This is a genomic window from Sulfuricurvum sp. (genome assembly GCF_041651515.1).
GTDB lineage: Bacteria > Campylobacterota > Campylobacteria > Campylobacterales > Sulfurimonadaceae > Sulfuricurvum.
In genome coordinates this window covers 419,135-433,161 of sequence record NZ_JBAZJF010000003.1, presented here as the reverse complement: position 1 = coordinate 433,161, position 14,027 = coordinate 419,135, and the positions used below count along the sequence as shown (strand labels likewise).

Annotated in this window: 17 protein-coding genes, 1 rRNA gene and 1 pseudogene; 11 read left to right on the top strand and 8 right to left on the bottom strand. The window is 43.9% G+C overall.

What is annotated here, in order from left to right:
• The 3 genes from rrf (at position 1) to WC407_RS07865 (ending at position 1,103) form a co-directional block, all read left to right on the top strand.
• Positions 1-116, top strand: a 5S ribosomal RNA gene (gene rrf / locus WC407_RS07875).
• 128 nt (positions 117-244) lie between these two features.
• On the top strand, positions 245-799 hold the full coding sequence (locus WC407_RS07870) for a GNAT family N-acetyltransferase (RefSeq protein ID WP_373022059.1): 555 nt from the start codon (positions 245-247) through the stop codon (positions 797-799).
• A gap of 61 nt (positions 800-860) precedes the next feature.
• Positions 861-1,103, top strand: a complete 243-nt coding sequence (locus WC407_RS07865; RefSeq protein ID WP_373022058.1) for a ComEA family DNA-binding protein — start codon at positions 861-863, stop codon at positions 1,101-1,103.
• An 18-nt stretch (positions 1,104-1,121) separates the two neighbouring features.
• Here the strand turns inward: WC407_RS07865 and purL are convergent, their stop codons facing one another.
• The 3 genes from purL to WC407_RS07850 all read right to left on the bottom strand — a co-directional run bounded on the left by purL (position 1,122) and on the right by WC407_RS07850 (position 4,260).
• Positions 1,122-3,335: a phosphoribosylformylglycinamidine synthase subunit PurL gene (gene purL, locus WC407_RS07860; RefSeq protein ID WP_373022057.1), complete on the bottom strand. Its 2,214-nt coding sequence runs from the start codon at positions 3,333-3,335 to the stop codon at positions 1,122-1,124.
• Between the two features lie 71 nt (positions 3,336-3,406).
• Positions 3,407-3,934, bottom strand: coding sequence for a transcription elongation factor GreA (gene greA / locus WC407_RS07855; protein WP_373022056.1), 528 nt, complete (start codon positions 3,932-3,934; stop codon positions 3,407-3,409).
• Complete coding sequence (locus tag WC407_RS07850) at positions 3,934-4,260, bottom strand: hypothetical protein (protein WP_373022055.1); 327 nt, start codon at positions 4,258-4,260, stop codon at positions 3,934-3,936. The genes greA and WC407_RS07850 overlap by 1 nt, the downstream gene beginning before the upstream one ends.
• Positions 4,261-4,322: 62 nt before the next feature.
• On the opposite strand from WC407_RS07850, the gene WC407_RS07845 reads away from it, so the two are divergent.
• The 6 genes from WC407_RS07845 to WC407_RS07820 all read left to right on the top strand — a co-directional run bounded on the left by WC407_RS07845 (position 4,323) and on the right by WC407_RS07820 (position 8,817).
• Positions 4,323-6,272 carry an RNB domain-containing ribonuclease gene (locus WC407_RS07845; protein ID WP_373022054.1) on the top strand — a complete coding sequence of 650 codons (1,950 nt, stop codon included), beginning with the start codon at positions 4,323-4,325 and terminating at the stop codon, positions 6,270-6,272.
• Positions 6,265-7,230 carry a DNA polymerase III subunit delta gene (gene holA, locus WC407_RS07840; RefSeq protein WP_373022053.1) on the top strand — a complete coding sequence of 322 codons (966 nt, stop codon included), beginning with the start codon at positions 6,265-6,267 and terminating at the stop codon, positions 7,228-7,230. Before WC407_RS07845 ends, holA begins: the two co-directional genes overlap by 8 nt.
• A gap of 117 nt (positions 7,231-7,347) precedes the next feature.
• Positions 7,348-7,743, top strand: a complete 396-nt coding sequence (gene rpsF, locus WC407_RS07835) for a 30S ribosomal protein S6 (protein WP_373022052.1) — start codon at positions 7,348-7,350, stop codon at positions 7,741-7,743.
• 16 nt (positions 7,744-7,759) lie between these two features.
• Complete coding sequence (locus WC407_RS07830; RefSeq protein WP_373022051.1) at positions 7,760-8,266, top strand: single-stranded DNA-binding protein; 507 nt, start codon at positions 7,760-7,762, stop codon at positions 8,264-8,266.
• A 21-nt stretch (positions 8,267-8,287) separates the two neighbouring features.
• Positions 8,288-8,551, top strand: coding sequence for a 30S ribosomal protein S18 (rpsR, locus tag WC407_RS07825; protein ID WP_373022049.1), 264 nt, complete (start codon positions 8,288-8,290; stop codon positions 8,549-8,551).
• An 86-nt stretch (positions 8,552-8,637) separates the two neighbouring features.
• Entirely contained in the window at positions 8,638-8,817 is a 180-nt protein-coding gene (locus WC407_RS07820; RefSeq protein WP_373022048.1) for a hypothetical protein, read from the top strand.
• Here the strand turns inward: WC407_RS07820 and murA are convergent.
• A complete protein-coding gene (gene murA / locus WC407_RS07815; RefSeq protein ID WP_373022047.1) occupies positions 8,807-10,069 on the bottom strand; it encodes a UDP-N-acetylglucosamine 1-carboxyvinyltransferase in 1,263 nt (420 codons plus the stop codon). The genes WC407_RS07820 and murA overlap by 11 nt on opposite strands.
• Before the next feature lie 92 nt (positions 10,070-10,161).
• Here murA and WC407_RS07810 point away from each other — a divergent pair, with 92 nt between their 5' ends.
• Both WC407_RS07810 and WC407_RS07805 read left to right on the top strand, forming a co-directional pair.
• Complete coding sequence (locus WC407_RS07810; RefSeq protein ID WP_373022046.1) at positions 10,162-10,596, top strand: hypothetical protein; 435 nt, start codon at positions 10,162-10,164, stop codon at positions 10,594-10,596.
• A 2-nt stretch (positions 10,597-10,598) separates the two neighbouring features.
• The gene (locus WC407_RS07805) at positions 10,599-11,297 is read left to right on the top strand and encodes an exonuclease domain-containing protein (protein WP_373022045.1); all 699 of its coding nucleotides are present in this window, start codon (positions 10,599-10,601) and stop codon (positions 11,295-11,297) included.
• A 14-nt stretch (positions 11,298-11,311) separates the two neighbouring features.
• On the opposite strand, the gene WC407_RS07800 is transcribed toward WC407_RS07805, so the two are convergent.
• The 4 genes and pseudogenes from WC407_RS07800 to WC407_RS07785 form a co-directional block, all read right to left on the bottom strand.
• The gene (locus tag WC407_RS07800) at positions 11,312-12,556 is read right to left on the bottom strand and encodes a diguanylate cyclase (RefSeq protein ID WP_373022044.1); all 1,245 of its coding nucleotides are present in this window, start codon (positions 12,554-12,556) and stop codon (positions 11,312-11,314) included.
• Positions 12,557-12,576: 20 nt separating this feature from the next.
• Complete coding sequence (locus WC407_RS07795; RefSeq protein ID WP_373022043.1) at positions 12,577-12,951, bottom strand: chemotaxis response regulator CheY; 375 nt, start codon at positions 12,949-12,951, stop codon at positions 12,577-12,579.
• A gap of 42 nt (positions 12,952-12,993) precedes the next feature.
• A complete protein-coding gene (locus WC407_RS07790) occupies positions 12,994-13,356 on the bottom strand; it encodes a CZB domain-containing protein (RefSeq protein ID WP_373022066.1) in 363 nt (120 codons plus the stop codon).
• 75 nt (positions 13,357-13,431) lie between these two features.
• Positions 13,432-13,965, bottom strand: a pseudogene (locus WC407_RS07785) (methyl-accepting chemotaxis protein); the annotation flags it as partial.
• Positions 13,966-14,027 lie beyond the last annotated feature (62 nt).

Here is a 14,027-nt window from a genome sequence, read left to right as displayed (position 1 = left end):
TCAGGTGGCTATAGAGAGGGGGAAACGCCCGGCCCCATTCCGAACCCGGAAGCTAAGACCCTCTTCGCTCATAATACTGCATCTTTCAGGTGTGGAAACGTAGGTCGCCGCCTGGCCTCAGATTTAATCCTTCAACTCTTTTTTTTACAAATCAAAATCCAATCACTTCTTAAATTTAATCCCAACCAACTTTTATCATCGCAATATTGCGATCCCTTAGCATTGCTGCTGTATACTTTTCTTCATGAATGCAACACTCTATTTTCTCAGATCTTCCGAACAAAAAATTCTTACTGATATGCTCCATTATGCAATGCGCTTAGATGAGCTCAATAAATCATTATCCGATATTCCAGAACTTGCTATTTATAACGAATTCTACGGCTTTACCAGCAAAGATTTGGGTCTTTATGCCCTTGTAGATAATCAACTCGCGGGTGCTGTCTGGATACGTCGCCTTAATGCCGATCACGGTTCAAACGGTTATATAGATGATAATACCCCGATTCTGAATATGGCAGTACTTCCTGAACATCGAGCTCAAGGAATAGGCTCGCAGATGCTTGAGCAGTTATTTATTGAAGCAGGGGCATTGTATGAGAATATCAGTGTTAGTGTTGTAAGCAATTCACCGGCTTTACGTTTTTATGAGCGACATGGGTTTATGCAGCATGATAGTGGTTCTGTAGAGCAAAGTCCTGTCGATGCGAGTGATGTTATCACTTTAATAAAAAAACTTCAGATTTCTGCAGTCATACGACCATCTGACGGTTATGACCCAAGACGTTGGATGGATTAGTAATATTGACATCACTTTCTTAATCGGTTAGAATATTTAATTCAAACCTAAAAGGTTATATATGATTAAAATTTTACTGCTGTTGCCGTTACTAGCAACACTTCTTTTTTCGGCAATTAATATTAATAAAGCTAGCTTGGCACAACTACAAACCCTAAACGGTATCGGACCAGTGAAATCTCAGGAGATAGTTAAATATCGTAAATCTCACGGCGGGTTTAAAACGGTCGATGAATTGGAAAATGTAAAGGGGATTGGTCCTAAAACCGTTGAGAAGCTCAGAAATCAGGCGAGTGTGCGTTAAGCGGGTGTGAAGAAGACCTTAAAGGTCTCCTTCGATCACTTTTTTGAAAGTGCCGTAATAGATCTCTTGCATGGCGGCAAGATCCATTTTAACATCGTTGAGGGTAAATGCTGCACCTCCGACGGTTCCGATTTTTTGACAGCTCAAATCACCGATCATCGCTTCAAATGCCGAGCAGTTCTCAGGAGACACTTCGATAATCGCGCGTGACATGCTCTCCGCAAAGATATCGCGCGAATCGGAGACACTTACCGATGCCGTGACCCCTTTATCGCTGACGCATGCCATCTTGGCGAGTGCGATAGCAACACCACCTGAACTGCAGTCTTTTGCAGACGTCAGAAGCCCTTTTTTATTTGCTTCGATGACAAGATTCCAAAGTGCGCGTTCTTTGGTGTACTCGATTGTCGGGATTGTTCCGGCAACAATATTGTAAAGTTCTTTCATATAGAGTGATCCGCCGAACTCTGACTTACACTCGCCAACAAGATAAAGGGCATTTCCCTCTTTTTGGAAAGCAGAGAGGAGAACTTTGTTTTGGTCTTCATTTACTCCGACCATAGCGATAGAAGGTGTCGGGAATACGGATTTACCGTTTGTTTCATTGTAAAGAGAAACGTTACCTCCAATGACGGGAGTATTGAGTTCTAAACACGCCTCTTTTATCCCGAGACACCCTTGTGCAAATTGCCACATTACTTCAGGGTTTTCAGGATTACCGTAGTTCAGACAATCGGTGATCGCTTTAGGGGTTGCACCGCTCATAGCAACGTTACGTCCGCTCTCAATAACGGCGGCTGCCGCTCCGGCTTTTGGATCAATATAGCAATAACGAACATTACAGTCAGCACTCATTGCTAACGCTACACCGTTTTCTTTAACACGGATAACAGAGGCGTCGAGTTCGCCCCCTTTTTTAATCGTATTGGTTTGTACCATAGAGTCATACTGCTGATATATCCACCCTTTATCAACGACTTCCATGGATGCGAGTAGTTTTTCAAATGCACTTTGATTATCGACGGCATCGAAATTGGCGAGTGTTGTATCCGCAATGGTTTCAAGATATGCAGGGCGTGCCATAGGACGATCTAAAATAGGTGCTTCTTCGCTGACCGGATCAACAGGGACTTCCGCACATTTTTCACCGTGCCAGAAAAGCTCCATATTCCCCGTTGCTGTTACTTCACCGATAACGGCACAGTCAAGATCCCATTTTTCAAAAATATCGATAATCGCTTGTTCCGTCCCTTTTCGTGCACAGATAAGCATCCGCTCTTGAGATTCGGAGAGCATGAATTCGTACGGCATCATCCCCTCTTCACGAGCAGGAACTTTGTCAAGGTGCATAATCATACCACTGCCTGAGCGTCCCGCCATCTCAAATGAACTTGAAGTGAGTCCCGCAGCACCCATATCCTGAATACCGACAACGTAATCGGTTTTGAAAAGTTCCAAACACGCTTCAAGAAGGAGTTTCTCAGTAAACGGATCACCAACCTGTACCGTAGGACGAAGCCCTTTGGACGCTTCGGTAAAGCTATCACTACTCATGACTGCGCCGCCGAGACCGTCACGACCTGTTTTTGATCCGACATAGATTACCGGATTCCCAATCCCTTCGGCTTTTCCGTAGAAAATCTCATCGCTTTTGGCAAGACCGAGTGTAAAGGCATTGACAAGGATATTTCCGTTGTAGCACTCATCGAAACTCGTTTCTCCTCCGATGGTAGGAACTCCCATACAGTTACCGTATCCGCCGATACCCGATACGACACCGCGTACCAGATAGCGCTGATGGGCGCTAATGTCATCTTTATTCAAGACGTTTCCAAAACGGAGAGCATTGAGGTTCGCGATAGGACGGGCACCCATCGTGAAGACGTCGCGCATGATTCCGCCGACGCCGGTTGCAGCCCCTTGATACGGTTCGATGAAACTTGGGTGGTTATGGCTCTCCATTTTAAAGACTGCCGCATAGCCGCCGCCGATATCGATAACTCCCGCATTTTCACCCGGTCCTTGGATAACCCACGGTGCTTTGGTCGGGAAACCGTTTAGATGTTTTTTAGAGGATTTGTAACTGCAGTGTTCACTCCACATCGCCGAAAAAATACCGATTTCGACGAGATTTGGTTCACGTCCGAGGATTTTTTTGATATGGTCATAATCCCCTAGTGAGAGTTTATGTTGTTTGAGAACTTTTTCGATGTCTTGGAGGGGAGCGCTCACGGCAGTTTCCTTAAATAGTTATAGTGACGCGATTATACCAAAGGGGAATATTCATCCATCTTAAAGCACTGCTATTTAAACCCGAAATCTTTTTCACTGCGCAGATTTTTTTTGAGCGAAAAAATATCAATGTAGCTAATTGCACTCACCTCATAGCTCTTTCTTCCACTCGGAAGAGTGACGCTAAACTCATCTCCCTCTATTTTTCCAAGCATAGCACGTGCAAGGGGTGAATGGACCGAAATCAGCCCATTTTCGGGTTCACTTTCTAACGTTCCGCAAATGGTGTAACGATATTCTTCGTCACGTTCACTCTCTATGATAATTATTGTAGCACCAAAATGGACACGGGAATGATCGAGAAGAGCGGGGTCGATAATTTGAGATTTTTGTATCATTCCATTGAGATAAAAGAGCCGTTTATCAATATGACGGAGTTTTTCCTTGGCGGCATGATATTCGGCATTTTCGCTGCGATCGCCGAGTTCGGCTGCCCGCTGTTTCTCTTGATTGACACGCGGTTTTTCAACGTCTTTAAGATATTTAAACTCTCGTAAAAGCGCATCATATCCTTGCGGTGTCATAGGCTCCGTGAGCATTACGACGCGAAACCTACGACGTAATAGGTTGGCTTTCCATCGACTTTTTGGAGACGAACTTTGTATTTTTCGGAAAAATGGTTAATTTTTGTCAGCGCATCGGAAGCACTGATCTCTCCGGTTGCATCGATTTTGATTTTGAAATAATCGTTACTGTTTGAAAGGGCTACATACGATTTGTCCGTTTTAAGCGCTTCATGCAAGTCCAAAATATGTTTAATAATTTTATCGTAGCCGACGGTATTGGCTTCGATGCGAGATAGTTGTTCGCCTAGTGCTTCATTAGGGGTGTATCCGAGTTGATTGAGGATGGCTTCTTGCGTCATAGTTTATGATCCTTTTTAGAGTTAAGCGAAAATTCTAGCATAATTTTGACTATAATACCTTCATGAAATCACTCTTAATTCGCCTGACACATGGCTTATACGATCAAGATATTGCCCCTGAAGAACGAGAATTTGTTCAACAATGGGAGGGGATGAAACTACTGACGCATGAGGGGGGTAAGTATCAATTCCCTTCACAATACCGTGCAGGGACGATAAGTCTTGCCCAAGAGAGCGGTGCGTATCTCCAAACATTGGGGGAGAGCTTACGGGATCATTTTATCGATTCTACTAATCTTATGGGGGCTAAAAGCGGCGATTTGGTTATTGCTCAGCGTTTGTTGGGGCGTCGCGGCGGACCGCAGGCAAAAGTGGTCGTAATCGCCGGTCGGAGTGAGACGTTCAGTATAGCCGTTGTTACGTATCAAAACGGTCATTTAGGTCTATACGATATTCGTACCTCCCATCCGGCAGGATTCGCTCTGAGTGATCTAAGTGAAACCGCCGAGGGGTCAGTGTATCAGATCAATAACCAAAGCGGGACGATAGCCGCGTATCTTGGGAATCTGAGTGATCCCAAAGTGGATGAGAAAATTGTTCTAGCCCTCTACAATAAACACGACGCATTTGAAGAGGACGTATTGGAGATGGCGGCCTCGTTTCCCAAAGAGGTAGATGCCGCACTCTATCCTGCGCGGCGGGATTTACGCCATTTGCCGTTTTGTACCATCGATCCCGTCACCGCCAAAGATTTTGATGATGCGATCTGCTACATTCCCGAAACGTCCACCCTCTACGTTGCCATCGCCGATGTGAGCGAATATGTTCACCCTTTCGGAGCGATCGACGCCGAAGCGATTTATCGCAGTTTCTCCATCTATCTCCCCCATCGCTCGATTCCGATGCTGCCGCGTGAACTGAGCGAAACCCTCTGTTCCCTGCAGCCGTTGGTGGATCGGCTGGCCTATACGTTTGAAATGCATATCGATCCCGTAACCTATGAGATGGATTCTTTCGAGCTGTATGAGTCGATCATCCATTCCCATCGTCGATTTTCGTACGAAGAGATTGATGCGTTTTTAGAGGGAAATCTCCACGCTTCAAATGACAAAGAGGCAAAAGTCCTTAAATACATCCCTTCTCTCAATGCCTTGACCTATAAACTCCGAGAAGAACGGATGAAGAAAGGGTATAACTTCCGCTCCAGTGAGTTGGAAATGCGAATCGATGCGGATCAAAATATTGTATCAACGGAGTTTGCCGTTGAGACACCATCGCATGCCCTGATCGAAGATTGCATGCTCCTAGCGAATAAAGCGGCCGCCTCAATGTATGAACGGGGTGTTTTTCGTATCCATGAGTCCCCCTCTCAGATGAAGCTCCAAAGTCTCTATACCGAACTCGCGTCCATCGGGATTTTTGTGGAATCTCAAGGTTCTATCAAAGAGACGATCACCGCTATCCAAGCCGAAGCCGAAAAACGCGATCTCATCAGTGAAGTGGATACCCTCATTATCCGTGCTCAAATGCAGGCACGCTATGCCCCTTACAATATGGGGCACTTCGGGTTAGGATTTGATCGCTATACCCATTTTACCTCTCCGATCCGCCGTTACAGCGACTTGATCGTTCATCGTCTTCTCAAAGCGATCAAAGCAGGAGATACGGAAGAGGGCTCCTATGTCTTACGCAATATCGAATCGCTGTGTACCTCGATCAGTGAAAAAGAGCGTGAGGCGAGCGACATCGAAATCCGCTTCCAAGAGCGTAAATTCGCCCGTTGGGCATCTACCGTTATCGGGCAAACGTTCAAAGCACGCGTCATGCAGACCGAGGATCAAATTCGCGCCGAGATACATGATGTGATTACGGGAGCCAAAGTGATGGTAACCTCCCATTTCGGCCTGGGACTTTTTGATGATATCATGGTTAAAATTGAGACGGCGGATCTCGCTACGACCAAAATTACCGCTTCGTTTGTCAGTAAAATAGAGAAGGAAGCGGATGAATAGACAAGAGCTTGACCGTCACCTTCAGAATAACAGCGTCCCGCGTGCGATGGCATTATTCGGTGAGAGCCATTTTCTAATCGACCGTTATGCGGCAGCCTTGTCTCGGATAGAGGGTGCTTCGGTGTTGAGTCTCTATCACGATGAGTATGATTTTAATTCGGCAAAAGCGCACCTGTCCCAAGGGTCTCTTTTCGGTGATCAGAATCTCCTCATCATCAAACATGAGAAAAAACTTCCCAAAGCGGAGTTAGATATTCTCATAGAACTGGTGGGCAAGAACAGTGATAATACCTTTGTTTATTGTTATATGGGGGAGGATGTCAAAGGGGCGGACACAGCATTTAAAGGATCGCATGCCGGGTCGGTGCGTTTTTTTCACCCTTATGCCAATGAAGCAAAAGCGATTGTGATGCAAGAGGCGTCTGCTCTGGGGATGCAGATCGATCACCAAGCCGCAGTGCATCTGCTGAGTGCCCACAATAATGATCTGGCCTTAGCATGCAATGAACTCTCGAAACTCTCTATTTTAGGCAAAACAATTACGATAAAAGAGATTGATGAGTATGTTTTCGGTCTGAGTGAAATCAAACTGGACCATTTCATCGCCCGTGTGATAGAGAAAAAAGAGTTTCTCCCCTCATTACATCATTTACTTGAATCGGGTGAAAACGAGATTCAGCTGCTCACAGCTATCAGCGGATTTTTGACACAGCTGTATCTCTTTAATAGTGCGATTAAAATTCACGGTGTTGCTGATTCGGCTCTCGTATTGGGGTACAAACTTCCGGGGTTTGTCGAAAAAGAGCGTGCGGCCCTCTCGATTAAAATCACGCCCGACGGCTACAAAAGAGGGATTAATCTACTTCTCGATACCGAGCTGAAGATGAAATCGACGGGTTCTCCGGATCAAGAGGCTCTCCTATTGTCTGCACTGCTGAAGCTGCAAAGCATCCTTTAACTAAAACTAATATTAAGCTGTTTTTCAGTATAATCCGCGCGTTCCTTGCTCTTTGCAACACGATTGTCGTGCTGTATAACAACCATAAGGGGCGAACACCATAAGGAGACATACGCTATGAGACATTACGAAAACTTAGTAATCGTAAAACCTACTCTTACAGAAGAAGAGATTAAAAACACTATCGCTCTCGTTGAAGAAGTGATCACTGCTAACGGCGGAGAGATCATTGCACGCGACGCAATGGGAATGAAAAAATTGGCTTACCCGATCGAGAAAAATGCTCGCGGTTATTTTCACGTAATGTATTACACAGTTGCACCTGCGGCAATTGCTGAAATTGAAAGACGTTTTCGTATCAACGAAGAGATTTTACGTTTCGTAACTATGAAATACGATAGCAAACGTGAAATCAAAGCATGGAATGACATGGTTAATAAAACCAAAAAAGTCGCTCCTGCTGCTGTTGTTGCTGAGAAAGCTGTTGAGAAACAAGAAGAAGTAGTAGCTTAACCCCTAAGGAAAACCTATGTTTAATAAAATTATTTTGGTTGGAAATCTCACACGTGATATTGAACTCAAATATGCACAAGGTGGATCGGCGATTGCCAATACAGCTATAGCAACGAGTCGAAAATTTACGGTGAACGGAGAGAAAAAAGAAGAGACATGTTTTGTCGACATCACTTTTTTCGGACGTTCGGGTGAAGTGGCCAACCAATACCTTCGCAAAGGGTCTAAAATCCTTGTAGAAGGTCGATTGAAATTTGATCAATGGGTAGACCAAACCAGCGGACAAAAGCGCTCTAAACACTCTGTTATCGTCGAAACGATGCAAATGCTCGATTCACGCGGCGAAGTTTCTCAGGGTGGTTACAGTGATGAGGGTGATAGCGGCAGTTACGGCGGGGGCTATGATGCACCTGCACAAAAAGCGTATACACCGCCACCGGCATACACTCGACCATCACCGGCTAAAATGCCTGAAAACAATCTCCCGGAGATTGATATCAACGAAGACGAAATTCCGTTTTAGAAAAAGTACAAGGAAATAACCATGTCAGAAAAAAGAAAATACAAAAAACGCTTTTGCAAATACTGCGAGCAAAAAGTTGATTTTATCGATTACAAAGATGTTTCATCTTTGAAATATTCGCTCTCTGAGCGTTATAAAATCATGCCACGTCGTCTTACAGGTAACTGTAAACGTCACCAAGATATGGTTACTATCGCGATCAAGCAAGCTCGTGCTGCTGCATTGGTACCATACACTGTATCTCGTAAAGTTGTTGCGGCTACTCCGTACGAAGAGATTCGTTAAGCCTTTGCCGACATTGCGTCGGCAACTCTTCTTTTAACCTCCCTTTTTATCGTCCTTCCCTTTCCCTCAATAGTCTCCTTTTAAATATGGAATATTTTTTGCATGATATGCGGTATGAAAAAGCTATTAAAATTATTGTTTCGCCGACGTTCATCGGATCGTTCATGCGAGTTTTACGTTACCAATTTGAGATTTCACAGCGGGAAGTAATCGGGAGAGGAGATTCCCAATCTGAGATCGGGAATGGAAAGAATATTATTCTTTAAGACGTTCGATTTTGGCACCGAGAGCTTGCAGCTTTTGCTCCAGATTTTCATATCCGCGATCAAGGTGATAGATACGGTGAACATTGGTTGTCCCCTCTGCCGCCATTGCTGCAAGAACAAGAGCGCTGGAGGCACGTAAGTCGGTTGCCATAACATCGGCACCGAACAGCGGTGTTCCACCCATAACGGTAGCCGTATGGCCGTTTAGCATAATATCGGCTCCTAAACGCTGTAATTCGCTGACGTGCATAAAGCGGTTTTCAAACAACCGTTCTTCGATGATACTGGTACCGGTTGAAAGGGTTGCAAGAGCCAAAAATTGGGCTTGCATATCGGTCGGGAATGCAGGGTACTCTTGGGTGATAATATTGACATGTTTGAGCTGAGGTGCCGGATGAATCGTCATGGTGCTTTCAGTAATGTCAAAAGTACATCCCATTTGTTCTAGCTTTCCGGTCACGGCATCGAGATGGTCTGCGCGGACATTTTCGAGGGTAATGGACGAATGGGTAATGGCACCTGCACATAAGTAGGTCCCCGCTTCGATGCGGTCAGGGATAACTTCAAAGTCAACCATATCGATGGTTTTTCCACCTGTACCGATGATGGTGAGCTCGGAGGTACCGATTCCGCTGATATCGATACCGCTGTCACGGAGAATTTCACACAGTTGAACCACTTCCGGTTCGCGAGCACAGTTGGTAAGGATAGTTTTACCGTGAGCAAGAGCGGCAGCCATAACGATATTGGCAGTTCCGGTAACAGTGATTTTATCAAAAATGATATGGGCACCTTTTAACCCCTCAGGTGCAACGGCATGAACGTATCCGGCATGAATGGTAATCTGGGCACCCATTTGCTCCAATGCTTTTAGGTGCAAATCGATAGGGCGTTGACCGATAGCGCATCCGCCCGGAAGAGAAACTTCACAATGTCCGAAGCGGGCAAGTAGGGGGCCAAGGACTAGGATCGAAGCTCGCATTGTTTTAACAATATCATAATTGGCCATGGTATGATTGACGGTAGAGGTATCAACACTAAGAACATGATTTTCAAGTGAGCAGCTGGCTCCGAGGTTTTGGAGAAGTTTGAGCAGGGTTTTAATATCTACTACTTCTGGCATATTGGTAATTTTTAACGGATTATGCGCTAAAAGCGTCAATGTGATGAGTGGCAACGCGGCATTTTTTGCGCCGGATATGACAACAGTGCCTTGGAGTTTGGTTGGGCCTTGAATACGTAGATAGTCCATAAAATTTCCAATGTAAAAAAAGTTTGGTATTATAAACTACACTTCGTTAAATTACGTAACAGTGCTATAATTTTAATAAAAAAGGGGAACGTGTGAGTTCAGCACTTGATCGGCTTAAAAATCTGACCGCACAGATCTCCAGCTATGAGCTTGAGCGTAAAAGTAATCTTAAAGAGTTAGAGCGGCTCTTCCTTCTTTTAGGGATTAATGCCAAAGTTTCTGAATTTGAGAAACTGTTTGAATTTAAAGCGATCAACCTTGCAGGTATTTCACTCGCAGATGATGATTTGGGAGCAACCAAAGAGGGAAAATACGCTCAGATTATTGCCATTATCTACGATAAAGAGGCAAAAGTTAAAAATAAAAACATCTCTTTGGCTTATTTCGGACGTGCTGAAAAACTTGAAAAACCAGTTGTGAAAGATATCGTAGCATTTGTATTGGGGTGGCGGTTTGAAAAAAGTTTTCGGACGTTAGAGCATTATCACAATCTTTTGGCACAGAATAAATCGGACTCAAGCATCTAATTATGACGGTCGTAGTGGATGTTGAGACGACAGGACTTGAGGTCAAAGACCGTATTTGCGCGCTTGCCTTGGTGATGGATGATGAGGTACATTACGAACTTATCCATCCGGGTAAAAAAATTCCCCCCGAAGCGTCGGCTATACACCATATTACCAATGAAATGATCCAAGAAGCTTCTTTGTTTGGAACCTCAGAGAGCTATGAACTTATACGATCACTCAACAGTGCTGAGAACACCCTTATCTCCCATAATGCCCCGTTTGATTTGGCAATGCTTCAAAAAGAGGGGATAACATGGCAGGGAGCAGTGATTGATACTCTCAAATGTTCCAAAGCCCTTATGGACGATCTTGATGGGTACGGATTGCAGTTTTTACGCTATGAATTGCGGCTTTATCGGCAGGAAAAAGATTTTTTCGAGCCGTATGGAGTCACTCCGAGCGCACATCATGCCCTCAGCGATGCATTGCACTCGCGTATGGTGTATGAATATCTGCTTGATTTGGCTTCGCATGAGAGGTTGGTGGAATTGAGTCAGGCGCGACTGTTATTAAGCCGTCTCCCTTTCGGGAAATATGCCAAAAAGAGGATTGAGACGATCGCAATGAAAGATTCCGCGTATCTGAAATGGATGCTGGATAGCGTAATGGATATGGATGAAGATTTACGCTACAGCATCGAATACTATTTACGCGATTAATTGCTCTTATTTAATCAATAAGCAATCCGGTTCCTACCATTCTTTTTGGCTTCGTATAGTCTCTGATCGGCTTCATTGATAGTGTCCTTCAGTGTATTTTCGCACGTGAATACCATCCCGATCGAGATAGTAAATACTATTTCACTGCCATCTTCTAGCATTAGCGGTGTCATTGCTACTGTTTGGGTAATACGTTCAAATACACTTAACGCTTCTTCTTTAGTATTCCCTTTTAAAAGAACACAAAATTCTTCTCCCCCGAAACGGGAAACGATATCGTGATGTTGAACATTTGAGCGCACTATCTCGGAGAAATGGACGATCACCTTATCTCCGATATCGTGCCCATAAGTATCGTTTATGTTTTTAAAATGGTCTATGTCGATCATAGCCGTGACAAACCCGTTATCCAGCGCCGCTTCTTCCGTGAAATAAGGCTCCACGGTTGAAAAGAAATAACGGCGGTTATAAAGACCGGTCAAAAAGTCACGGCGGGTAAAATTACTAATGGTATCAATGTTTTCAAGGGCTTCTATAGCGTTGTTGATACGGCAGGAGAGTTCTTCTTTGCTGAACGGTTTATTGATGTAGTCGGTGGCTCCACGCTTTAGAAACATGGCGGAAATATCCGAGTCGTCCGTCGAAGAGAGGACAAAAATGGAGAGTTGGTTTTTGGTGTACTTTTTGCGAATGGCCTTGGTCAATTCCAAGCCGTCCATGACGGGCATATTGTAATCGGTAATGACAATTTTAATATCAGGGTTTTCCTCCAAAATAAAAAGAGCCTCTTCTCCATGTGCCAATGCAAACACCTGAAAGAAAAGATTTTCGACCATTTTTTTCATCTGATTTCGAAATACCGAGGAGTCATCGACGACCATGATCTTATGGCGGCGATTTTTGAAGAGTCTTTTTATGATATCGATCACATAGTCTATGTCTTCAATGCCCCCTTTGTGGACATAATCGATAATATCCTTTTTCATCATCGATGTGCGGAACGCTTTATCGACGCTTCCGGTAAGAACGATTGAGGGGATTTTTTGTTTAAGTATGGCGTCTACTACTTCACCGTTGGGGGCATCGGGGAGATTCAGATCGAGAATGGCCAGGGTGTAGAAGTGATTTTGGGTTAAAAGCTCAGCTTCCGCCAGTGAATAGGCGATATCGATCTGCGTATTTAACTCGCTTTTCACCTTTAAACTGATTAATTTTGATAATGTTTTGTTATCGTCTACCAATAAGATACGATCACTCATTTTTCCCCCGCTTATTCACATTACAGCGCCGTTCCTAAAACGGCGGCAAGCTTCTCTTTTAGCACTTGGGGAGTGAACGGTTTGACGATATAGTTATTGACACCCGCTTTGAGCGCGGTGATAACCTCTGCTTTTCCCCCTTCTGTCGTGACCATGATGATCGGAAGATCGGTAAAACGGTTATCGGCGCGCACTTTTTTCACCAATTCCAATCCGTTCATCTCCGGCATATTCCAGTCTGTGATGAGCATTTCGATATCAAGATTTTCAGATAGAAGCGTCCATCCCTGGACTCCATCTTCACCCTCTAAAATATCTTCATGTCCAAGCCGAGAGAGGGTATTTTTGATAATACGGCGCATTGTAGAACTATCATCTACTACCAATAATTTCATACATCACCTTTTCAAGTACGATATTTTAGCGAATGTGGATACTTATTTCCCCGATCTTTTTTGTCGTTCTTCACTGAGCATTGCATTTAATGTTTCGATAACCTTATGACTTGCATTTTCCGCATCTTTGAAATAGGTCATTATATTTTTGGATTCTTGATCACACGTACCTGCACTGACACACTTGACGGCTGAAATAATATTATCATGTACTGCTTTATGAGGAGTTTCGAGATTTTGAAAGCTTGGAGTATTTCCAAAAATTTCTGCACCTTTTCCACCCTGTGCCCATTTACCTAAGCGGCAATGGTGGTGATCTGCAAATTCATCATCAACTTTATTGGTAAAGACACTTTTATACCCTTTAGCTTTAAAGAGCAAGTGATCGAGTTTAACCAATATCATAAAGACTGAATAGAGAACATTGGTTGAATCATTCTCAATCTCTTGCGTTCGCTTTCCTAGATTTTGTAATGTTATACGGAACTCTTCTAATTTATTGCTAGAGGTTGATGAAATGGTTTCCATTGTACTAGAACGCTCATAAATCTCCATAGCATTTTGCTTGAGGCTTTGAACACTCATAGCTACTTCAGAAGTAGCTTTTTGAGTACGTTCAGCAAGCTTACGAACTTCATCCGCAACAACGGCGAATCCACGTCCATGTTCACCCGCACGTGCTGCTTCAATAGCCGCATTTAGGGCCAATAAGTTTGTTTGATCTGAAATATCTTTAATCAAATCGATAACTTGTCCGATTGATCCTACCCCATCATTAAGCTGACCGACTGAACCGTAATTATCCGTGATATTGCTCACTAATTGTTGTTGTATCTCAAGGATTTCACTGATATCTGAATTGATTTCAATCGCATTGGTGCGATTTGTTTTATTGAGAACTTCGATCTCTTCTAAATTACCGACATTATCAGCAAGGTCTTTTTGCAACAATGACAAATCTGTTTGACAACCATTTGTTAAATTCTCTGTCAAATGCTGAATTAAATCAAACATGACCGCATTATTTTTATATTTATTGTTCTCTTGGCGAAGTTGGCTATTTTCGCCTCTAAGGG

Excerpts from the sequence above, each read along its gene's own strand:
- holA (WP_373022053.1), top strand. The coding sequence starts at position 6,265 with ATGAATAGACAAGAGCTTGACCGTCACCTTCAGAATAACAGCGTCCCG.
- WC407_RS07830 (WP_373022051.1), top strand. The coding sequence starts at position 7,760 with ATGTTTAATAAAATTATTTTGGTTGGAAATCTCACACGTGATATTGAA.
- WC407_RS07870 (WP_373022059.1), top strand. The coding sequence starts at position 245 with ATGAATGCAACACTCTATTTTCTCAGATCTTCCGAACAAAAAATTCTT.
- greA (WP_373022056.1), bottom strand. The coding sequence starts at position 3,934 with ATGCTCACGGAGCCTATGACACCGCAAGGATATGATGCGCTTTTACGA.
- WC407_RS07790 (WP_373022066.1), bottom strand. The coding sequence starts at position 13,356 with ATGATATTGGTTAAACTCGATCACTTGCTCTTTAAAGCTAAAGGGTAT.
- murA (WP_373022047.1), bottom strand. The coding sequence starts at position 10,069 with ATGGACTATCTACGTATTCAAGGCCCAACCAAACTCCAAGGCACTGTT.
- WC407_RS07845 (WP_373022054.1), top strand. The coding sequence starts at position 4,323 with ATGAAATCACTCTTAATTCGCCTGACACATGGCTTATACGATCAAGAT.
- WC407_RS07865 (WP_373022058.1), top strand. The coding sequence starts at position 861 with ATGATTAAAATTTTACTGCTGTTGCCGTTACTAGCAACACTTCTTTTT.
- WC407_RS07850 (WP_373022055.1), bottom strand. The coding sequence starts at position 4,260 with ATGACGCAAGAAGCCATCCTCAATCAACTCGGATACACCCCTAATGAA.
- WC407_RS07795 (WP_373022043.1), bottom strand. The coding sequence starts at position 12,951 with ATGAAATTATTGGTAGTAGATGATAGTTCTACAATGCGCCGTATTATC.
- WC407_RS07805 (WP_373022045.1), top strand. The coding sequence starts at position 10,599 with ATGACGGTCGTAGTGGATGTTGAGACGACAGGACTTGAGGTCAAAGAC.
- WC407_RS07820 (WP_373022048.1), top strand. The coding sequence starts at position 8,638 with ATGGAATATTTTTTGCATGATATGCGGTATGAAAAAGCTATTAAAATT.
- rpsF (WP_373022052.1), top strand. The coding sequence starts at position 7,348 with ATGAGACATTACGAAAACTTAGTAATCGTAAAACCTACTCTTACAGAA.
- WC407_RS07800 (WP_373022044.1), bottom strand. The coding sequence starts at position 12,556 with ATGAGTGATCGTATCTTATTGGTAGACGATAACAAAACATTATCAAAA.
- rpsR (WP_373022049.1), top strand. The coding sequence starts at position 8,288 with ATGTCAGAAAAAAGAAAATACAAAAAACGCTTTTGCAAATACTGCGAG.